The organism is Rhodococcus sp. 105337 (assembly GCF_012844225.1).
Lineage (GTDB): Bacteria > Actinomycetota > Actinomycetes > Mycobacteriales > Mycobacteriaceae > Rhodococcus.
The window spans coordinates 91509-112614 of sequence record NZ_JABAGQ010000015.1; the positions used below are offsets into that span (position 1 = coordinate 91509).

Annotated in this window: 19 protein-coding genes and 2 tRNA genes; 12 read left to right on the top strand and 9 right to left on the bottom strand. The window is 66.6% G+C overall.

The genetic code is table 11. The annotated features are described in order from the left end of the window. Positions 1 to 39 precede the first annotated feature (39 nt). A tRNA-Gly gene (locus HF886_RS19450) sits at positions 40 to 113 on the bottom strand. 140 nt (positions 114 to 253) lie between these two features. Between HF886_RS19450 and HF886_RS19455 the strand changes: the two genes are divergently transcribed. The 5 genes from HF886_RS19455 (at position 254) to clpX (ending at position 4744) form a co-directional block, all read left to right on the top strand. Continuing rightward, positions 254 to 330 (top strand) — tRNA-Pro (locus HF886_RS19455). A gap of 74 nt (positions 331 to 404) precedes the next feature. Further along, the gene (gene tig / locus HF886_RS19460; RefSeq protein ID WP_169620474.1) at positions 405 to 1787 is read left to right on the top strand and encodes a trigger factor; all 1383 of its coding nucleotides are present in this window, start codon (positions 405 to 407) and stop codon (positions 1785 to 1787) included. 110 nt (positions 1788 to 1897) lie between these two features. Beyond that, positions 1898 to 2524 carry an ATP-dependent Clp protease proteolytic subunit gene (locus tag HF886_RS19465; protein WP_169620475.1) on the top strand — a complete coding sequence of 209 codons (627 nt, stop codon included), beginning with the start codon at positions 1898 to 1900 and terminating at the stop codon, positions 2522 to 2524. A gap of 51 nt (positions 2525 to 2575) precedes the next feature. Next, on the top strand, positions 2576 to 3238 hold the full coding sequence (locus tag HF886_RS19470) for an ATP-dependent Clp protease proteolytic subunit (protein ID WP_169620476.1): 663 nt from the start codon (positions 2576 to 2578) through the stop codon (positions 3236 to 3238). Between the two features lie 228 nt (positions 3239 to 3466). Beyond that, complete coding sequence (gene clpX, locus HF886_RS19475) at positions 3467 to 4744, top strand: ATP-dependent Clp protease ATP-binding subunit ClpX (RefSeq protein WP_169620477.1); 1278 nt, start codon at positions 3467 to 3469, stop codon at positions 4742 to 4744. A 102-nt stretch (positions 4745 to 4846) separates the two neighbouring features. On the opposite strand, the gene HF886_RS19480 is transcribed toward clpX, so the two are convergent. After that, entirely contained in the window at positions 4847 to 5770 is a 924-nt protein-coding gene (locus tag HF886_RS19480) for a 3-oxoacyl-ACP reductase (RefSeq protein ID WP_169620478.1), read from the bottom strand. 382 nt (positions 5771 to 6152) lie between these two features. On the opposite strand from HF886_RS19480, the gene HF886_RS19485 reads away from it, so the two are divergent. The 6 genes from HF886_RS19485 to HF886_RS19510 all read left to right on the top strand — a co-directional run bounded on the left by HF886_RS19485 (position 6153) and on the right by HF886_RS19510 (position 12652). Continuing rightward, the gene (locus tag HF886_RS19485) at positions 6153 to 6773 is read left to right on the top strand and encodes a TetR family transcriptional regulator (RefSeq protein ID WP_169653218.1); all 621 of its coding nucleotides are present in this window, start codon (positions 6153 to 6155) and stop codon (positions 6771 to 6773) included. 134 nt (positions 6774 to 6907) lie between these two features. Continuing rightward, positions 6908 to 8071 (top strand): steroid 3-ketoacyl-CoA thiolase, encoded by a 1164-nt coding sequence (locus tag HF886_RS19490; protein WP_169653219.1) that lies wholly within the window; start codon positions 6908 to 6910, stop codon positions 8069 to 8071. Between the two features lie 30 nt (positions 8072 to 8101). Continuing rightward, positions 8102 to 10291 carry an acyl-CoA dehydrogenase gene (locus HF886_RS19495; protein WP_169653220.1) on the top strand — a complete coding sequence of 730 codons (2190 nt, stop codon included), beginning with the start codon at positions 8102 to 8104 and terminating at the stop codon, positions 10289 to 10291. Positions 10292 to 10298: 7 nt separating this feature from the next. After that, on the top strand, positions 10299 to 11168 hold the full coding sequence (locus tag HF886_RS19500) for a MaoC/PaaZ C-terminal domain-containing protein (RefSeq protein WP_169653221.1): 870 nt from the start codon (positions 10299 to 10301) through the stop codon (positions 11166 to 11168). Continuing rightward, positions 11165 to 11821, top strand: a complete 657-nt coding sequence (locus HF886_RS19505; protein WP_169653222.1) for a PaaI family thioesterase — start codon at positions 11165 to 11167, stop codon at positions 11819 to 11821. Before HF886_RS19500 ends, HF886_RS19505 begins: the two co-directional genes overlap by 4 nt. 42 nt (positions 11822 to 11863) lie before the next feature. Further along, positions 11864 to 12652 (top strand): SDR family oxidoreductase, encoded by a 789-nt coding sequence (locus tag HF886_RS19510; RefSeq protein WP_169620484.1) that lies wholly within the window; start codon positions 11864 to 11866, stop codon positions 12650 to 12652. Positions 12653 to 12662: 10 nt separating this feature from the next. Here the strand turns inward: HF886_RS19510 and fdhD are convergent, their stop codons facing one another. Further along, entirely contained in the window at positions 12663 to 13493 is an 831-nt protein-coding gene (fdhD, locus tag HF886_RS19515) for a formate dehydrogenase accessory sulfurtransferase FdhD (protein WP_169620485.1), read from the bottom strand. Between the two features lie 246 nt (positions 13494 to 13739). Between fdhD and HF886_RS19520 the strand changes: the two genes are divergently transcribed. After that, on the top strand, positions 13740 to 15077 hold the full coding sequence (locus tag HF886_RS19520; protein WP_169620486.1) for an ammonium transporter: 1338 nt from the start codon (positions 13740 to 13742) through the stop codon (positions 15075 to 15077). A 66-nt stretch (positions 15078 to 15143) separates the two neighbouring features. On the opposite strand, the gene HF886_RS19525 is transcribed toward HF886_RS19520, so the two are convergent. The 6 genes from HF886_RS19525 to HF886_RS19550 form a co-directional block, all read right to left on the bottom strand. Beyond that, positions 15144 to 15791 (bottom strand): XRE family transcriptional regulator, encoded by a 648-nt coding sequence (locus HF886_RS19525; RefSeq protein WP_169620487.1) that lies wholly within the window; start codon positions 15789 to 15791, stop codon positions 15144 to 15146. Positions 15792 to 15877: 86 nt separating this feature from the next. After that, a complete protein-coding gene (locus HF886_RS19530) occupies positions 15878 to 17203 on the bottom strand; it encodes an FMN-binding glutamate synthase family protein (RefSeq protein WP_169653223.1) in 1326 nt (441 codons plus the stop codon). A gap of 31 nt (positions 17204 to 17234) precedes the next feature. Continuing rightward, a complete protein-coding gene (locus tag HF886_RS19535; RefSeq protein WP_169653224.1) occupies positions 17235 to 17930 on the bottom strand; it encodes a protein glxC in 696 nt (231 codons plus the stop codon). Between the two features lie 43 nt (positions 17931 to 17973). After that, a complete protein-coding gene (locus HF886_RS19540) occupies positions 17974 to 18861 on the bottom strand; it encodes a glutamine amidotransferase (protein WP_169653225.1) in 888 nt (295 codons plus the stop codon). Positions 18862 to 18879: 18 nt separating this feature from the next. Continuing rightward, the gene (gene glnT / locus HF886_RS19545) at positions 18880 to 20280 is read right to left on the bottom strand and encodes a type III glutamate--ammonia ligase (protein WP_169653226.1); all 1401 of its coding nucleotides are present in this window, start codon (positions 20278 to 20280) and stop codon (positions 18880 to 18882) included. 142 nt (positions 20281 to 20422) lie between these two features. Then, a partial coding sequence (locus HF886_RS19550) for a pentapeptide repeat-containing protein (protein ID WP_346765419.1) occupies positions 20423 to 21106 on the bottom strand: 684 nt, incomplete at its 5' end.

The following is a 21106-nucleotide window of genomic DNA, read 5'->3' on the forward strand; positions in this document are numbered from 1 at the left end:
AAAACGTCCGCCGACCTGGTGGTCGGCGGACGTTTGCCCTGGAGGGGATGACGGGAATCGAACCCGCGTAGCCAGTTTGGAAGACTGGGGCTCTACCATTGAGCTACATCCCCGTTGCCGTTGCTTTCACCGTTTCCGCGGTGTCCGCTCCGTGCAGGATGAGACTGTACCGAACCTCGCTTTGGATTTCATAATCGGGGGGCCGTAGGATTCTGCTGCGGGTCCCCAGGGATGCTCTAGGGGTAGCCGGTGACGGGATGTGGCGCAGCTTGGTAGCGCATCCGCTTTGGGAGCGGAGGGTCGCAGGTTCGAATCCTGTCATCCCGACCAGATCGAACGGCGTCAGCGCGCTCAGTAGTGACACGAACGACCGACCAGACAGCACGACAGAAGGAGCATGTCCCGTGAAGAGCACCGTCGAGCAGCTGAGCCCGACGCGAGTCCGTATCAACGTTGAGGTGCCCTTCGAGGAACTCCAGCCTGATTTCGACCGCGCCTTCCAGTCCCTCGCAGGACAGGTGCGCATCCCGGGCTTCCGTCCGGGCAAGGCGCCCCGCAAGATCCTCGAGGCCCGTGTCGGACGCGGCGCCGTGCTCGAGCAGGTCGTCAACGACGCCATCCAGTCCCGCTACAACGAGGCTGTGACCAGCAACGAGGTCAAGGTCCTGGGCCAGCCCGAGATCGACGTGACCAAGCTCGAGGACAACGTGGAGCTCGTCTTCAACGCCGAGGTCGACGTGCGTCCCGAGATCACCCTGCCGGACTTCTCCGAGATCGCCGTCACCGTCGACCCCGTCGAGATCACGGACGAGGACATCGAGGAGCAGCTGCTGTCGCTGCGTCAGCGCTTCGGCACCCTCAAGGGCGTCGAACGTCCCGTGCAGAACGGCGACTTCGTCTCCATCGACCTGTCGGCGACCGTCGACGGTGAAGAGGTCACCGAGGCCGCCACCGAGGGTCTGTCCCACGAGGTCGGTTCCGGACAGCTCATCGACGGACTCGACGACGCGATAATCGGCACCTCCGCCGGTGAGTCGAAGGACTTCAACTCCACCCTCCTGGCGGGCGAGTTCGCCGGCAAGGAAGCGGTCGTCACCGTCAAGGTGAACTCGGTCAAGGAGCGCGAGCTCCCCGAGGCCGACGACGACTTCGCGCAGCTCGCGAGCGAGTTCGACACCATCGACGAGCTGACCGCCGACCTGCGTGAGCGCGTCGAGCGCGTCAAGAAGGTCGAGCAGGCCGGCCAGATCCGCGACAAGGTCCTCGAGGTTCTCCTCGACACCGTCGAGATCCCGCTCCCCGACGCGGTCGTCCAGGCCGAGGTCGACAGCGCGGTCCACGACGCGATCCACGAGCTCGACCACGACGAAGCCCAGCTCGACAAGCTGCTCGAGGCTCAGGGTTCGAGCCGCGAGGAGTTCGACAAGGAGGCTCGCGAGTCGGCCGAGCGTTCCGTGAAGACCCAGCTGCTGCTGGACGCGATCGCCGAGGCAGAGGGCACCACCGTCGAGCAGCAGGAGCTGACCGAGCGGATCTTCTTCCAGGCGCAGCGCTACGGCATCCCGCCCGAGCAGTTCATTCAGCAGATCAGCCAGGCCAACCAGCTCGGCGCGGTGTTCGCCGACGTGCGTCGCGGCAAGGCGCTCGGCTCGGTGGTCGATCGCGTGACCGTCACCGACACCACCGGTGCGTCGGTCGACACGAGCGAGCTGTTCGGCACCAAGAAGGACGACGCGGATGCCGAGGATTCGGCTGCCGAGAGCACCGAGGATTCGGCCTCCGAGTAGTCGGTTTTTTTCCGCTTTGAGCGAAGAGGGGCGGCACCCGGCATCCGGTCCCGCCCCTCTTGGTTAGTGTCAGTGTCAGCAATCCACGATTGACGAGAAGGCAGGTACCCGTGACTCATCAGAATCCGGCGACATCCATCGGTCCGACGATGACCTCGGCCACCGCTGGGCTCAATCTCAGCGACTCGGTGTACGAACGCCTGCTCCGCGAGCGGATCATCTTCCTCGGCACCCAGGTCGACGACGACATCGCCAACAAGCTCTGCGCGCAGATCCTCCTGCTGTCCGCGGAGGACCCCAACCGCGACATCTCGCTGTACATCAACTCCCCGGGTGGTTCGGTCACCGCGGGTATGGCGATCTACGACACGATGAAGTTCGTCGAGTGCGACGTCGCGACGTTCGCGATGGGTCTGGCTGCCTCGATGGGCCAGTTCCTGTTGGCTGCAGGTACCAAGGGCAAGCGTTACGCGCTTCCGCACGCGCGGATCATGATGCACCAGCCGTCCGCAGGGATCGGTGGCACCGCGAGCGACATCGCGATCATGGCGGAGCAGTTCGCGCACACCAAGCGGGAGATGGCAGAGCTGATCGCCGAGCACACCGGGCAGAGCGTCGAGCAGATCACCGCGGACTCCGACCGCGACCGGTGGTTCACGGCCAAGGAAGCACTCGAGTACGGCTTCGTCGACCACGTCGTCGCACGGGCCCAGCAGGCCGGCGGCACCGGCAACTGATCCCCGGGATCCACCGACCCGCTCCACGCCCCACGAATTCTTGGAGAAGCGATGACCAACATGTTCGATCCGCGCCAGCTCGGCGGCCAAGCTCCGGCTTCCCCGGCGAGCCGCTACATCCTGCCCTCGTTCATCGAGCACTCGAGCTACGGCGTCAAGGAATCCAACCCGTACAACAAGCTGTTCGAGGAACGCATCATCTTCCTCGGCGTGCAGGTCGACGATGCGTCGGCCAATGACGTCATGGCGCAGCTGCTGGTGCTCGAGTCGCTCGACCCGGACCGCGACATCACGATGTACATCAACTCGCCCGGTGGCTCGTTCACCTCGCTGATGGCCATCTACGACACGATGCAGTACGTCCGCGCCGACATCACCACGGTGTGCCTCGGGCAGGCCGCGTCGGCAGCAGCGGTGCTCCTCGCTGCCGGCACTCCGGGTAAGCGCCTCGCGCTGCCCAACGCGCGTGTGCTCATCCACCAGCCCTCGACCGGCGGAATCCAGGGCCAGGTCTCGGACCTCGAGATCCAGGCCGCGGAGATCGAGCGGATGCGGCGCCTCATGGAGACGACGCTCGCGCGGCACACCGGCAAGGACGCGGATCAGATCCGCAAGGACACCGATCGTGACAAGATCCTGACCGCCGCGGAGGCCGTCGAATACGGATTGATCGACAACGTCCTGGAATACCGGAAGCTCTCCGCACAGAAGTAGCCGAACGGCCCGGCCCGACCGCGTGTCTCGCGGTCCGGGTCGGGCCGATGTGCAATTGTGATCGGCACCATGTGCAGGGCATATAAATATGGCCGGAAACGCCGAGAAGCGGTCGACCCGACTGCCGGACTCCGGGTACGGTCGAGCCAACGGCCCGTTCCCAGGGCCGGCGCGCAACGAGAATCGCGGCAGCAGTTGCACGCACACGAGGAAGTAGGGACCTGACAGATGGCACGTATCGGTGACGGCGGAGATCTGCTCAAGTGCTCGTTCTGCGGAAAGAGTCAGAAGCAGGTCAAGAAGCTCATTGCGGGTCCCGGTGTCTACATCTGCGACGAGTGCATCGACCTCTGCAACGAGATCATCGAGGAAGAACTCGCCGAAACCAGTGAGGTCAAGCTCGACGAGCTACCCAAGCCTGCCGAGATCCGGGACTTCCTCGACAACTACGTCATCGGCCAGGACTCCGCCAAGCGGACGCTCGCCGTCGCGGTCTACAACCACTACAAGCGCATCCAGGCCGGCGACAAGGCCCGCGACGCTCGTGGCGAGACCGTCGAACTGGCCAAGTCCAACATTCTGCTGCTGGGGCCCACCGGCTGCGGCAAGACGTACCTCGCCCAGACCCTCGCGAAGATGCTCAACGTGCCGTTCGCGATCGCCGACGCCACCGCTCTCACCGAGGCGGGATATGTCGGCGAGGATGTCGAGAACATCCTCCTCAAGCTGATCCAGGCAGCGGACTACGACGTCAAGCGCGCCGAGACCGGCATCATCTACATCGACGAGGTCGACAAGATCGCTCGCAAGAGCGAAAACCCGTCCATCACGCGCGACGTGTCGGGTGAGGGCGTGCAGCAAGCCCTGCTGAAGATTCTCGAAGGCACCCAGGCTTCGGTGCCCCCACAGGGCGGGCGCAAGCACCCCCACCAGGAATTCATCCAGATCGACACCACGAATGTGCTGTTCATCGTCGCGGGCGCGTTCGCGGGACTCGAGCGGATCGTCTCCGACCGGATCGGCAAGCGCGGCATCGGGTTCGGTGCAGAGGTGCGCTCGAAGGCCGAGATCGACACCACCGATCACTTCGCCGACGTCATGCCCGAAGACCTCATCAAGTTCGGTCTGATCCCGGAGTTCATCGGCCGTCTGCCGATCGTGGCATCGGTGACGAATCTCGACAAGGAATCGCTCGTCGAGATCCTGTCCGAGCCGAAGAACGCACTCGTCAAGCAGTACGTCCGCCTGTTCGAGATGGACGGCGTCGAACTCGAGTTCTCGCAGGACGGCCTCGAGGCGATAGCGGACCAGGCAATCCTGCGGGGCACGGGCGCTCGCGGTCTCCGCGCCATCATGGAGGAAGTCCTCCTGCCCGTCATGTACGACATCCCCAGCCGCGACGACGTCGAGAAGGTTGTGGTCACCGCCGAGACGGTCACCGACAACGTGCTTCCGACGATCGTCCCGCGCAAGACAGATCGTGACCGTCGCGAGAAGTCGGCCTGACCGCCTTCGGGCAACGGCTCTTCGAACGACTCGGCCCCGGCAGGATTCCTGCCGGGGCCGAGGTCTGTTCGGGTGAAGGTCGCGCCGTAGCTCGGGGCGTGATCAGTCGACCGCGAGGGCAGTCTTCTCCAGTTCCGCGATGCTGTAGGCGGCGTAGTTCTCGTACTTCCCGCGTCCGGTGAAGTACGACGACAGCTGTTCGTCGAGTTCCTCCACGGTGAATGCGGAGCCTGCTGCGTCGAAACGGTTCTCGACCTTCGGGGAGTCCATGAGCGCGACCATCTTGCCGTACACCACGAACACCTGGCCGTTGATCTCGTGCGAGGCGGGGGAGGCAAGGTACGTGACGAGGGTGCCGACGCGTTCGGGCGCGAGCGGGTCGAGACCGGTGTTCGCAGCGTCGGCCTCTCCGAACGCCTCGGCGGTCATGGCCGTCCGGGCGCGCGGGCAGATGGCGTTTGCAGTGACGCCGTAGCGGGAGAGTCCCTGTGCGGTGGACAAGGTCAGGGCAGTGATGCCTGCCTTGGCGGCCGAGTAGTTGGGCTGTCCGGCAGAGCCGAAGAGGAATGCCTCCGACGAGGTGTTGATGACCCGGCCGTACACGGGACCACCGGTTTCCTTGCTGGCGGCGCGCCAATGGACGGCGGCGGCGTGAGACGTCGCGGCGTGACCCTTGAGGTGCACGCGAATCACGTCGTCCCAATCGGATTCGGTGAGGTTGAAGATCATTTTGTCGCGGAGAATGCCGGCGTTGTTGACGAGGATGTCGAACGAACCGAATGCCTTGACGGACTCTTCGACGAGGCGTCCTCCGAGCGACCAGTCGGAGACGTCGCCGGTGACGGCGATTGCCTGCCCGCCCGATGCGACGATCTCTTCCGCGACCTGGTGTGCGGCGTCGCCCATGTCGTTGACGACGACGGCGGCACCGGCGGCAGCCAGTGCGAGAGCCTCGGCCCGGCCGAGCCCGGCTCCGGCGCCTGTTACTACTGCGGTACGACCGGCCAAACCGACTGTTTCACCCATGCGTTCGTCTCCCGTGTTCGTTTCCGTGCCGAGCTGGAGCCCGCAGGAAAAGTGATATTCATTCTAGTTTGGTCCTCGGGTGGGTCCGGACGGGTCGTACGGTCTCACTGGGCGGGAGTGCCGCGACCGCCGCTACCGGGGTCTCCGTCGCCGGTGGTGCATTGTCGCGGCGGGGATGACCTCCGCTGATGCGCGTCGCCACCCGAGTGCGGACAACGAGCGAAAAGTGTTTGCGCCCAGTGTGTTCGAATCCCCGTTCCGGTCGCTTCGCAGGAGGCGACGAGGTGCGAGATCTCACTGACCGGTACCCGAACCGCCCGGGACGGTAGGGGTGAGGATCTACGCTCTGCTTTCGTCCGAGGTGAACGAAGGGGGATGCGAGATGCCCAGGATCGGGGCGGCACGCGACGCGGCGGAGCCCAGCTCGACGGAACAGCACGCGCGATACGACCGGATCCTGACGGCTGCGGCACGACTGGCGGGGGACAAAGAACTCGAGCGCGTACAAATGCAGGACGTCGCCAAGGCGGCAGGGGTCGCGATCGGCACGCTCTATCGCTATTTCCCGTCCAAGACCCACTTGTTCGTCGCGGTGATGGTCGACCAGATCGACCGCATGGGCATCCAGTTGTCCCGGCGTCCCTCTGCCCCGGCCTCGCCGTCCGATGCCGTCTACCAGGCATTACTGCAGGCGACGCGGGCGCTGGTGCGTACGCCGCTCCTGGCGAACGCCATGATCCGGTCCGCGTCGTCGTCGAATGCCGCCACCATTCCCGATGTCGCGAAAATCGATCAGCACTTCGATCGACTGCTCCTTGCGGCGGCGGGAATCTCCGAGCCCACGGTGCGAGATGCGACGGTGGTGCGGCTGGTGGTCGCCCTGTGGTTCGGTCTCGTCCAGGGGGCACTCAACGGCCGGACCTCCATCCCGGAAGTCGAATCGGACCTGCGCGTCGCCTGCGACCTGCTCCTCGTGGATCTGTCGGTGGGCAGGCCTCGATAGAACGGATGAGCTGCGGCGGCATCAGGCGAAGCCTCCTCTCGTACTGCAAGTCCCGCTTGCCGGGACAAGTCCGAAACTCCGGCCGGTGACAGAAATAGAATAAATTTCAGAAACGCCGACACTTCAGGAGTGGCATGAGCAACGTCGTCATCGTCGAGGCCGCACGTACGCCGATCGGCCGCCGCCGCGGACAGCTGGCCGGAGTGCACCCCGCAGTGCTTCTGGGCGCCGCCCAGAAAGCAGTGCTGGACCGCACCGGACTCCCCGCCGGGCAGATCGGCCAGCTGGTCGGTGGCGCGGTCACGCAGGCGGGGGAGCAGTCCAACAACGTCACCCGGCAGGCGTGGCTGCACGCCGGCCTCCCGTACACGGCCGCCGCCACCACCATCGACTGCGCGTGCGGTTCGTCGCAGCAGGCGGTGCACATGGTTGCGGGACTGATCGCGTCCGGGCAGATCGACGCCGGTATCGGTTGCGGCGTCGAAGTGATGAGCCGAGTTTTCCTCGGGCAGGCCAACGCACCCGGCACGGGTAACCCGTACCCGGCCGACTGGTCGATCGACATGGGCGACCAGTTCACCTCGGCGGAGCGGATCGCCGCCAACCGTGGCATCACGCGCGCCGATGTCGACGCCTTCGGGCTGGAGTCGCAACGTCGCGCCGCGAATGCGTGGGCCGAGGGACGGTTCGACCGTGAAATCGTGCCGGTCGACGCGCCGGTCGTGACGAAGGACGGAGAACCCACCGGTGAGGTCGCCACCGTGACGCGCGACGGTGGTCTCCGCGACACCTCCGCGGACGCCCTCGCGGGGTTGAAGCCCGTGATCGAGGGTGGTATCCACACCGCCGGCAACTCCTCACAGGTCAGCGACGGTGCTGCCGCAGTCCTGCTGATGAGCGAGGACAAAGCACGGGAGGCGGGGTTGCGGCCACGCGCCCGCATCCTCGCGTCCACCCTGGTGGGCTCGGACCCGTACTACCACCTCGACGGACCGATCGACTCCACTCGGGCGGTGCTCGACCGCACCGGAATGTCGTTGTCGGACATCGATCTCGTCGAGATCAACGAAGCGTTCGCCTCGGTCGTGCTGTCCTGGGCACAGGTGCACAAGGCCGACCTGAGCAAGGTCAACGTCAACGGCGGTGCCATCGCCCTCGGGCATCCGGTGGGCTCCACCGGAGCGCGACTGATCACCAGTGCTCTGCACGAGCTCGAGCGGTCGAATCGCTCGACCGCACTGATCACGATGTGCGCAGGCGGCGCACTGTCCACAGCCACCGTCATCGAGCGCATCTGACGCCGTGATCTTCTATCAAGGGACCCGTTCATGACTTTGGGATTGAGTGACGAGGACCGCGAGCTTCGTGATTCCGTACGCGGCTGGGCGGCACGACACGCGACGCCCGAGGTGATCCGCGCGGCTGTCGATGCCGAGGCGGAGACCCGGCCGTCGTTCTGGGGTTCGTTCGCCGACCTCGGCATGCTGGGACTGCATCTGCCGGAAGACGTCGGCGGCGCCGGCTTCGGTTATCTCGAAACCGCTGTTGTCGCCGAGGAACTGGGCCGAGCCATGGTGCCCGGACCGTTCCTCCCGACGGTGATCACGTCCGCGGTTCTGAACGAGGCGGGGCGTCGAGCGGAACTCGAGGGACTGGCGAACGGTGCACTGTACGGTGCGGTGTCGCTGCAGCCGGGCCGGCTGCGCATCGTTCGCGACGGAGCCTCGGTCAGCCTGTCCGGCACATCGGGAGTCGTGCTCGGTGGCCAGGTGGCCGACGTGTTCCTGCTCGCCGCCGACGACGGGGGCGAGCGCGCATTCGTGGTGGTCGCTCGTGACCGTATCGGCGTCACGGACCTGCCGAGTTACGACGTGGTGCGGCGCAACGCCGAGATCACCGCGGACGGGCTGGCCCTCTCCGATGATGACGTGCTGACCGTGGACCCCGGCCGGGTACTCGACATCGCCGCAACGTTCTTCGCAGCCGAGGCGGCCGGCCTCGCGGACTGGGCCACCACGACCGCCGCGGACTATGCGCGGGTGCGCCGGCAGTTCGGCCGTGTCATCGGCCAGTTCCAAGGCGTCAAGCACACCGTCGCACGAATGCTCTGTCACACCGAGCAAGCCCGCGTCACGACGTGGGATGCGACTCGCGCACTGGGCGAGGACATTTCCGCCGATGAGGCCTCGCTCGCCGTAGCCGTCGCTGCGTCCGTCGCCCCGGAAGCGGCATTCCAGGTCACCAAGAGCTGCATCCAGGTTCTCGGCGGTATCGGTTACACCTGGGATCACCCCGCCCACCTCTACATGCGGCGCGCTCATTCTCTGCGAATCCTGTTGGGCTCCACGGCGTCCTGGCGTCGCCGGGTGACTGCTCTCACGCGCGCCGGTGCCCGCCGGGTGCTCACGGTCGACCTTCCACCCGAGGCGGAGCAGATCCGAGCGGACGTCCGCGCCGAACTCGAGCCGGCCACCCTGCTCGACGATGTGAAGCAGAAGGCGTATCTGGCGGAGAAGGGCTACACCACACCGCACCTTCCCGAGCCGTGGGGCAAGGCTGCCGACGCCGTCACCCAACTCGTCATCGCCGAGGAGCTGCGCGCAGCAGAGCTCACACCACACGACATGATCATCGGCAACTGGGTGGTGCCGACGCTGATCGCGCACGGCAACGCCGAGCAGATCGAACGGTTCGTCCCGCAGTCGTTGCGCGGCGATCTCGTGTGGTGCCAGCTCTTCTCCGAGCCCGGTGCCGGCTCCGACCTCGCGGCCCTGTCCACCAAGGCCGTCAAGGTCGACGGCGGCTGGAAGCTCAACGGGCAGAAGGTGTGGACGTCGATGGCGCGGGTCGCGGACTGGGGCATCTGCCTCGCCCGTACCGACGTGGACGCACCCAAGCACAAGGGTCTGTCCTACTTCCTGATCGACATCAAGAACACCGAAGGTCTCGACATCCGGCCGTTGCGGGAGATCACCGGTGAAGCTCTGTTCAACGAAGTGTTCTTCGACGATGTGTTCGTGCCCGACGAATGCCTGGTCGGTGAGCCCGGCGACGGGTGGAAGCTCGCACGCACCACCCTCTCCAACGAGCGGGTGTCCCTGTCCCACGACTCCACGTTCGGGGCCGGCGGCGAGGCCTTGCTGGCACTGGTGGAGAACGCTCCCGGGGGACCGGACGACGAGCAGCTCAGCGTCCTCGGCAAGGTGCTGAGCGACGCGCAGTCCGGTGGCCTGATGGGGCTACGCGCCGCCATCCGCTCCTTGAGCGGTGGCCAACCGGGTGCCGAGTCGTCGGTCTCCAAGCTGATGGGTGTCGAACACATCCAGCAGGTCTGGGAACTCGCGATGGACTGGGCCGGTCCCGCCTCGCTGGTCGGTGAGCAGGATCGCTCGTCCGCAACGCACATGTTCCTCAACGTGCAGTGCATGTCCATTGCCGGCGGTACGACGAACGTCCAGCTCAACATCATCGGCGAGCGGATCCTCGGTCTGCCCCGCGATCCCGAACCCGGAAAGTGAACGCACCATGCCTATCGACGTGAACGCCGCACTCACGGCCGCTCCCACGGTCCGCGAGGCCGGATGGACCGAACGGGACGTGATCCTCTACCACCTCGGTCTGGGTGCGGGTGTCGACTCGCTGAACCCGGCCGAGCTGGAATGGGTCTACGAGAAGAACCTGAAGGTCCTTCCGACATTCGCCATGGTTGCGGGACAAGGCGTCTCGGCCGGCGCGGTCACACCCGCCGGGCTGAACCTGCCGGGAATCGACATCGACCTGCGCAAGATTCTTCACGGCGGGCAGTCCCTCACCGTGCACGCCCCCATCCCGGCCTCGGGCGCCGCCACAATTTCGTCGCGTGTCGCCGATGTGTGGGACAAGGGCAAGGCGGCGGTGATCGTGCTCGAGCAGTCCGCGCAGGACTCCGGTGGAAACCCGTTGTGGACCACGGCGATGCAGATCTGGGCCCGAGGGGAGGGCGGCTTCGGTGGCGATGCCGGGCCCGATGGGTCGCACGCAGTGCCGGAGCGGAGCCCGGACACAGTCCTCGCGTCTCCGACGAGTACGCAGCAGGCACTGATGTACCGGCTCAGTGCCGACATGAACCCGCTGCACGCGGACCCGGCATTCGCGAAGATGGCCGGTTTCGACCGGCCGATCCTGCACGGGCTCGCCTCGTACGGCATCGTCTGCAAGGCGGTGGTCGACGGTGTGCTCGACGGAGACCCCACCCGTGTCCGGACGTTCTCGGTGCGGTTCGCCGGATCGTTGTACCCGGGAGAAACGATCGAGACCGCGGTGTGGCGCGACGGCGACACCCTCACCGTGCTCGCGACCTGCCCCGAGCGCGACGGGCAACCGGTGCTCACCCACGCCACGATGGAGATCCGATGAGAGTCGATCCGAACGTCCACCCCACCGTCGGGAATGCGCCCGACGGCACGATCCTGACGTCGGCTCCGCAGGACACCGCCGTCGACAGGGCCACCGCCGCCGCCCGGCGCGTGGTGGACGCACTTCTGCGTACCGACCGCACCAACGCGAATCTCGAGCGGGTCGCGGAGGAACTCGACAGTATCGCCGCCCACCTCGAGGAGCACGCTCCCGAGGTACAGGAACGGCTGGTCGATATGTGGCACGGAGAGGGCGTCACCCGGCACGATCCCGTCACCGGTCCGGAGAATGCGCTGGCGCCGCCGCTGGTGCTCGCCGGTCGTGAAGACGGATCGGTGGAAGGGGTTGTGACGCTGACCTTCCCGTACCAGGGCCCGCCCGGGCACGTGCACGGCGGTGTCGCGGCGCTGCTCATCGACCACACCCTCGGTGTCGCGAATGCCTGGGCAGGACGCAGTGGGGCGACCGCGCAACTCAATGTCAGGTACCACCGTCCCACCCCGTTGTTCGAACCGCTGACCGTGACCGGCCGGCTGGTTCGGGAAGAGGGCCGCAAGATCGAGACGGTCGGCGAGATCAAGACCGCGGACGGCGCCGTCTGTGTCTCCGTGGAGGCACTGTTCATCGACAAGACGGTTCCCCGTCCCCGCTGACGGCAGCGACAGACCGACATCACAGATCTGGGAGGAAGCGGCATGGGGAAGCTGGACGGACGGGTGGCAGTCGTCACCGGAGCGGGCATGGGCATCGGTCGCGGTGTCGCCGGTGCACTCGCCCGCGACGGGGCGGACATCCTGGTCGCCGACGTGGACGCGGAGGCCGGTGCCGACACCGCGCGGTGGCTCACCGACCGGTGGGGCGTGCGGGCGGAGTTCGTCCACACCGACGTGACCGATCGGGAGCAGGTGCACGCGATGGTGGACACTGCCGCCCGGGAGTTCGGCCGACTCGACATCCTCGTCAACAACGCCTGGCGGTCGCTGGGGTTCGCACGGATGGAGAAGACACCGGAGGACTCGATGCGGGCAGGCTTCGACATGGCCGTGATGGCCGCGTTCTGGGCGATGCAACGCGCGTTCCCCGAGTTGGCGCGGCACGGAACCGGACGGGTGATCAACATGTGCAGCCTCAACGGCGTCAACGCGCACATGTACTCGGTGTCGTACAACGCCGCGAAAGAAGCGTTGCGCAGCATGACCCGCACCGCGGCCCGCGAGTGGGCGCCGAAGCAGGTGTGCTGCAACGTGATCTGCCCGGGCGCACAGAGCGCGGCCTACCGGCGTGTGGCGGAGGCCGATCCGGAGATGGCTGCCACGCAGGCCGCCGCGAACCCGATGGGCCGGATCGGTGACCCGCTCGACGACATCGGCACCGTCGCGGCATTCCTCGCGAGTGACGACTCCCGATATCTGACCGGCAACACGCTCTTCGTCGACGGCGGCAGTCACATCAACGGCGTTCAGTGGGCGCCGAACGTGGACTGACCGCGCCTGCTCAGCCGACCTTGACGCGCTCGGTCGCTGTGTAGACGTTCATCGTGTCGCCCCGCAGGAATCCCACGAGGGTCAGTCCCGACTCGGCGGCGAGGTCCACCGCGAGGGACGACGGCGCCGAGACCGCGGCGAGCACCGGCACCCCGGCCATGACCGCCTTCTGGACGAGTTCGAACGACGCGCGCCCGCTCACCATGAGCACGCTGTTCGAGAGCGGGACGCGGCCGTCGGTGAGCGCCCAGCCGAGCACCTTGTCGACCGCGTTGTGCCGTCCGACGTCCTCGCGCACTGCGAGTAGTTCGCCGTCCGGAGTGAACAGTGCCGCCGCGTGCAGGCCGCCGGTCGAGGCGAACACCTGCTGCTTGTCGCGCAGGGTGTCGGGCATCGTCGTGAGGGTTCCGGCCGCGAGCATGGGCGAGTCCGCGTCGGTGAGGGGAAAGCGGGTACGCGTGCGCACCTGATCGAGCGACTCCTTGCCGCACACACCGCACGCCGACGTGGTGGTGAACGAGCGCCGGCCGACGCCTTCTCCGATCGTGACGCCGGGGGCCAGTGCGACGTCGAGGACGTTGTACGTGTTGGCCCCGTTCTCGTCGACTCCGTCGCAGTAGCGGACCGCCGCGACATCCTCACGGTCGCTGATCATGCCTTCGCTCAACAGGAAGCCGTGCACCAGATCGACATCGTGACCGGGCGTCCGCATCGTGATCGTCAACGCGTCGCCGCCGAGTCGGATTTCGAGCGGTTCCTCGACGGCGAGGGTGTCCGGTCGCCGCGACACCCGGTCCGCCGTGATGCGCAGGACAGGTCGGCGGGCGGTCACGCGTCCCATCGTTCACCTCCGGTGTGTCGTCTTCCCACGATACGGAACTCGTCGCGTGATCGCTCCCGGGGTCGGGCAGATCCGGGTGGGTCGCCCTCGGGGGGCTGCTCCGGCACTGTAACGAGATCTTCACGGGGTGGGCGCGTGCGGGTTTACATGCTCGGTCCACTCTCAGGGAACGGTGATGAACAAGGAAAGACTCTCGCCGATCGATGGGCCGAAAGGTCTTCCCTCAGGACTGGACAAGGTGACCCTATGGAACAGGCACTTGCTGCCGCGGATACCGCCTGGATATTGGCGGCGTTCACGGCCGTCGCACTGATGGTCCCGGGCCTCGCGCTGTTCTACGGCGGCATGCTCGGTGTCAAGAGTGCGCTCAACATGATCATGATGGTGCTCGGCGGGTTCGCCGTAGCGGGCGTGGTGTGGGTCTTCTTCGGTCCCGCGGCGGTGCTCGGCGACAGCGTCGGCGGACTCGGCCTCATCGGCAATCCGTTCACGGACGTCGGACTCGCCTCACTTCTCGAGGAAGACCCGGCCGGCGGGATTCCGGCCGCACTCACCGCGGCCTTCCACCTCCTCTTCGCAGGAATCACGGTGGCGATCATCGCGGGCGCGGTCGCCGACCGCATGAAGTTCTCCGCCTGGCTCGTGTTCTCCGGAATCTGGCTCGTGCTCGTCTACTTCCCGGTCGCGCACTGGGTGTTCGCATTCGACGACGAGGAGGCCGGCACCAAGGGTGGGTGGATCGCCAACACGCTCGGCGCCCACGACTTCGCCGGCGGCACCGCCGTCCACATGAACGCGGGAGTCGCCGCACTCGCGGTCGCGATCGCCCTCGGTGCCCGGCGCGGCTTCCCGCACGTGGCCCGGCCGCACAGCCTGCCGCTGGTCGTACTCGGCGGCGGCATCCTGATGTTCGGCTGGTTCGGATTCAACGGCGGATCGGCGGGCGGCGCCAACCACACCGCCGGTGTCGTCGTCCTCAACACGATGGCCGCCGCGGTAGCGGGCCTTCTCGGCTGGATCCTGGTGGAACGCATCACGGAGAAGCACGCCACCACCCTCGGAGCCGTATCCGGCATGATCGCCGCCCTGGTCGGCATCACGCCCGCCGCCAGCCTCGTCTCACCGCTCGGTGCTCTCGCGATCGGTGTCGTCTCCGGTGCGGTCAGCTGCTTCGCGGTGGGATGGAAGTTCAAGATGGGTTACGACGACTCGCTCGACGTCGTCGCGATCCACCTGATGGGCGGTGTCGTCGGCACGACCCTCATCGCGTTCATCGCAACGGCCGCTGCGCCCGCGGGTGTCGACGGCTTGTTCTTCGGCGGCGGCATCGATTTCCTCGGTCGCCAGATCGTCGCGATGGCTGCGGTCTTCGCGTATTCGTTCGCGGTGACCTTCCTGATCGCCAAGGTCCTCGACAAGACCATGGGTATCCGGGTCGATGCCGAGACCGAGAAGATCGGTATCGACGTGCCGGTGCACGGTGAAACCGCCTACGTCATGGATTCGTTCGCGGCCGGTGCGCCGTCGAAGATGCGTCCTTCCGATTTCGCGGAGGATCGTGACATCGTCGTTCCCACGACCTGACGGTCACCCCACGAGATCGTGCACGGATGATGCGCCCCCGCCGGTTCTCCCGGCGGGGGCGCGTCGTCATCCCTGGTGATTGTCGGGGTACGCCGTCACCGCGAGGAACCGGATCGGCAATGTGACGAGTTCGTTCGGGCCGTGGACGCCCTCGCCGTCGAGCAGCAGTGAATCGCCGGCCGTGAGGCGGTATTCGGAATCGCCGTGGCCGTAGACCATTTCACCCTCGAGCATGTACAGCAATTCGGTTCCGGGGTGCTGGAAGAGAGGGAAGATGTCGCTCGCGTCGGTGAGGGTCACCAGGACCGGTTCGAGACGCTGGTGCTGACCGCGGAGCGCACCGAGCAATTCGTAGTGATGGCCGGCGCGGGTACCGCGGCCGACGATCTCGGCGCCGTGGCCGCTCTTGGTGAACACGGCCTCGCGGTGTGCGTCGGCACCCCGGAACAGGGAGGTGACGGGCACGTCGAGACCCGCAGCTAGGCGTGCGAGGGTGGATAGGCTGCACGAGGTCTGCGCGTTCTCGATCTTCGAGAGCATCGCCTTGGAGATGCCCACCTTCGCAGCCATGTCGCCGACCGACAGTCCACTGGCCAGGCGCAGTGCCCGCACCTGGTGTGCGATGGCCCGTTCGAGATCGACGCCCGTGGGGGTGTCCCGAGGGACCTCGCGGCCGGAGGTGTCGTGGAGGACGGCGCGATCCGGTGTGGTCATATCAGCAGACTACAACCTGTTTCCCGGCAGTAGACAGCCCGCGGCACCTCCGGCCGGAGGCTCGGAGGTGCCGCGGGGACGCAGAGTCAGAACGCTCGTCCGGGAATCCACTCGGTGCCCGCGAGGGGCACGCGGGCCATCGCCGCGGATTCGATCGTCAGGGCCACCAGGTCCTGCGGTTCGAGATTGCGCAGGTGCGACTTGCCGCACGCGCGCGCGATGGTCTGAGCCTCCATCGTGAGGACGCGCAGGTAGTTCGCGAGCCGCCGTCCACCCTCGATCGGATCGAAATTGCGCTGCAGTTCCGGGTCCTGCGTCGTGATGCCTGCGGGGTCCTTGCCGTCCTGGAAGTCGTCGTAGAAGCCTGCGGCCGAGCCCAGTTTCGCGTACTCCGCCTCGTACTTCGGATCGTTGTCGCCGAGTGCGATCAGCGCGGCGGTCCCGATCGCCACGGCGTCGGCGCCGAGTGCCATCGCCTTCGCGACGTCGGCGCCCGACCGGATACCACCGGAGACGATGAGCTGTACACCACCCGAAGTGCGGTGCATTCCCATCTCCTGCAACGCCTGCACGGCCTGGGGGATGGCAGCGAGCGTGGGGATCCCGACGTGTTCGATGAAGACATCCTGGGTCGCGGCCGTGCCGCCCTGCATGCCGTCGACGACGATCACGTCCGCGCCGGCCTTCACGGCGAGCTTGACGTCGTAGTACGTGCGAGTGGCCCCGACCTTGACGTAGATCGGCTTCTCCCAGCCGGTGATCTCCCGCAGTTCGATGATTTTGATCGCGAGGTCGTCGGGTCCGGTCCAGTCGGGGTGCCGGCATGCGCTGCGCTGGTCGATACCCACGGGCAGTGTCCGCATTCCGGCCACCCGCTCGGTGATCTTCTGGCCGAGCAACATTCCACCGCCACCGGGCTTGGCGCCCTGACCGAGCACGATCTCGATGGCGTCGGCCTTGCGCAGGTCGTCGGGATTCATCCCGTACCGAGACGGAAGGTATTGGTAGACCAGGTATTTGGATTGGCCGCGTTCCTCCGGTGTCATGCCGCCGTCTCCGGTGGTGGTGGAGGTGCCGACCTCACTCGCGCCGCGTCCGAGCGCATCTTTCGCGCCGCCCGAGAGGGCGCCGAAACTCATTCCGGCGATGGTGACGGGGATATCCAGGTGAAGAGGGTACTTCGCATGACGATCTCCGAGGACGACATCGGTCTCGCACTTCTCCCGGTATCCCTCCAGGGGGTACCGCGACATCGACGAACCGAGGAACAGCAAGTCGTCGAAGTGTGGGACCTTGCGTTTGGCGCCCCAGCCACGAATGTCGTAGATGCCGGTGTCGGCGGCACGCTGGATCTCGTGAACGACGTTGCGGTCGAAGGTCGCCGATTCGCGCAGACCGGGCCGGAATGTCATGGAAGTCTCCTCGCTGTCGAGCGGGTCGGGATCAGTACGCGGACGCGTTGTCCACATGGAAGTGGTAGAGGCTGCGGGCGGAGCCGTACCGGGTGAAGTCGCTGGGATCGGCGTCGAAGCCGGCCGCGTCGAGCAGTTCCCGGAGTTCCGCGAGATGTTCGGGGCGCATCGGTTTGGCGATGCAGTCTGCGCCGAGGGAGGCGACAGTGCCCCGCACGTAGATGCGCGCCTCGTACAGCGAATCGCCGAGCGCCTCACCCGCATCGCCCAGTACGACCAGTCGCCCGGCCTGCCCCATGAACGCGCTCATGTGGCCGATGTTGCCGCCGACGACGATGTCGACGCCCTTCATCGAGATCCCGCAGCGAGCGGCGGCGTTCCCTTCGATCACGAGCAAGCCGCCGTGGGCGGTGGCTCCGGCGGATTGGGACGCGTCGCCTTTCACCCGCACCGTGCCCGACATCATGTTCTCCCCGACGCCGACGCCTGCGTTGCCGTCGATCGTCACGCGGGCATGCTGGTTCATCCCGGCTGCGTAGTAGCCGACGTGTCCGGAGATGTGCACCTCTATGGGCCGGTTCAGTCCGCACGCCAGTGCGTGCTGCCCCTGTGGATCGGTGACGTGCACGGTGGCGGGTGCCTCGGTCGCCTGGAGCGCCGTGTTGAGTTCCCGGGTGGTGGTCACGTCGAGGTCGTATGCGGCGGTGGGCAGCGTGTCGGTGGTCATGAGTTTCTCCGGCGTCGAAGTGGCAGCGGCAATGCGGGTCCGGTCAGCGGTGCCATACGTAGACCCGTTCGGGTTCGGGTTCGAAGATGTGTGCGTCCGATATCCCGGGAAGATGTGCGAGAGCACGGAATTCGGAAGCCATCGCCACGTAGGAATCCGTTTCCGCGACGACGGCAGGTTTGCAGGCGATCGGATCGCGCACCACGGCGAACGCATCGGCCGTGGAGACGAGCAGCGTGTAGAAACCGTCGAACCGCTCCCCGAGCAGACGGAGCGCCTTGTCGAGGTCTGCTCCCTCGGCGAGGTGCTTGGCCACGAAGCGTGCACCCACTTCGGTGTCGTTGTCGCTGTCGAACACCACGCCCTCGTCTTCCAGTTCCCGTTTCACGGAAAGATGGTTCGAGAACGAGCCGTTGTGCACCAGGCACTGGTCCGGCCCCACGGCGAACGGATGGGAGCCCGCTGCCGTCACCGCGGATTCGGTGGCCATGCGGGTGTGGCCGACGCCCTGACGACCCGACGCCCGGGGAAGTCCGAACCGCTCGGCCAGCAGCAACGGGTTGCCCATTCCCTTGAGGACGGTGACTTCGTCGCCGAAACCGATCACGGTCGCGCCCGGGTCCACCCTGCGAACGGCGTCCGCCAGTGCCGCGGCGGGAACCGGTGCATGGACCACGGTGGTGGGGGAGCGGTCGATGCCGGTGACGGAGACGCCCAGCGCATTCCTCAGGGCGCCGGCAAGATTCGCCGACGCTCCGAGGACCGAGACCGAGGAGTGTCCCGCCGGGGAGAATGCCGGATCTCCGTAGATGGCGACGCCCGCCGAGTCCGGTCCACGGTCCACCATTCGGCCGAGCATGCCTGTCAGCAGGTTACCCAGACGTGGTTCGAGTGAGGCGTCACGGAGGTGAAGCCCGACGATTCCGCACATGTCTTCTCCTGGTCGGTGTCAGAAAGCGGTCAGGTAGTTGTCGATCTCCCACGGCGTCACGGTGTTGTGCCACTGGAAGAATTCCTCGCGTTTGAGGGAGGTGAAGTACTCCGCGACCCCGGGTCCGGCAGCATCGAGTGCTGCGGTGACGACGGGATCGGCGGCGAGGGCGTCCATGGCGTGCAGGAGCGTCATCGGTAATGCGTCGGAGGCGACGCCCGCACCCGGCGTACCCGGATCGAGTCCGCGTTCGACACCGTCGAGTCCGGCGGCCACCGTCGCAGCGATCGCAAGATACGGATTGGTGGAGCCGTCACCGCCTCGTAGTTCGACGCGGTGGGAGTCCGGAACCCGGATGTAGTGGGTGCGGTCGTTGCCTCCGTAGGTCGCACGACGCGGCGACCAGGTGGCGCCGGAGGTGGTCGCGGTCGCACCCGTGCGCTTGTACGAGTTCACCGTGGGTGCCAGCACGCCCTGCAGGGCGGACGCGTGATCGAGAATTCCGCCGATGAACGAGTAGGCGAGGTCGGACAGGCCCAACCCCCGGAGGTCCCCGGCGTCGGGGAACGCGGCACGGTCGCCGTTCCACAGGGACATGTGCATGTGCATGCCGGTACCGGTTCGGTCGGCGAAGGGCTTGGGCATGAAAGTTGCGGTCATGCCGCGTTGCTCGGCGAGGACGGAGATCAGGTACCGCAGGGTCATCACACGGTCGGCCGTGACGAGGGCCTCGTCGTAGCGGAAGTTCTGTTCGAACTGGCCGTTGCCGTCCTCGTGGTCGTTGGCGTAGTTGCCCCAGCCGAGAGTGTTCATCGCCGACGAGATGGACGTGAGGTGCTCGTACATGCGGGTGACGTCGCGGGCGTCGTAACAGGGCTGGCGCGAGGTGTCGAGGAGATCGGCGGTGCGCAGGGTCCCCTCCTCGTCGCGCTGGACGAGGAAGTACTCGATCTCGGCGCCGACCTTGACCGTGAGTCCCTTTTCCGCCGCGGCGGCGAGCGCCTTCTCGAGGATGATTCGCGGGGCGAAGGGCCAGGGCTTGCCTTCCACGTGGGGATCGCAGTGGACGAGCGCGAGGCCGTCGCGGATGAAGGGGATGGGGGTGAACGAAGAGAGATCGGGGATCGCGACGAGGTCGGGATCTTTCGGCACCTGGCCGATGGAACCGGCTGCGTAGCCGGCGAATCCGACACCGTCGTTCTGGAGTTCGTCGGCCGACTCGACCGGAACCAGCTTGGCACAGGGCTTTCCGGACAAGGTCGTGAAGACGGCCAGGATGAAGCGGGTGCCGGTGGCGCGTGCGAGGGAAGCGAGATCTGTGGCCTGGTCCGCGATGGTGCCGGACGCAGTGCTCGGGTGCGGGTGACCGTTCGTCGACTGCGACCGCCGGGAGATGAGGTCGGTGGCTTCGAGCGTCATGGGAACTCCTGTGGTTCGGCGGCGGGGTTTCATGATGTGAATCGCTGTCGAATGTAATGAAACATAGCACGCATGACGACGGCGTTACGGAGCGGAGAAACGTCTGTGACACTCCGCCCCGTCCCAGGCCGATATCGACGCGCTAGCTGCCCCAGTGAGCCGGCGGTGAGAGGCGGTGCGGCAGCGTGGTGTCCGCACTACCCCGGGCGGCCGCGATCTGTGGCTGCGTCACATACAGTGCGGTCGAAAGGTCTGCGCCCTCGATCCGGGCATCCCGCAGGTCGGCGCCGAGGAGATCGACACCGGCCAGGGTGCTTCCCCGTAGATCTGCCGCGATCAGACACGCGCCTCTGAGGTCGGCGCCGCACAGGCTGTGTGCGCGCAGGTCTCTGCCCGCCAGGTCGGCACCCGGATATGCGTCGGGCACGGTCGCTCGTGCGTCCGCCCGATACCCGGCGCGCACCTCTTCGCTGACCTGCCGGAGTGCCAGGGCGACGCGGGCATGCAGTGCGTTCACATCCGTCCTCAACAGCGCATCGATCGTCCCGCGCGCCGTGCGTGCGACGAGTTCGGCGAGATGCAGCGCCGCTCGCGCTGCGTCGGGATCGAAGGTGCGTGCCCGCGCCTCCGCGAGGTGCCAGAGCATCTCGTGTAGTTGCCGCACGACCGCGAACGCGGCAAACATCGTGCGGCGCTCCTGCGAGTCCCGATCCGGCTCGGTGCCGTGGAAGAGGCGTTGGGAGACCGCTTGGGACTGCCCCCACTTCAGTTGACTCGTGGGGTTGAGCGGTTCAGGCCGCGTATGCGACTTGGTTGATTGTCTCAA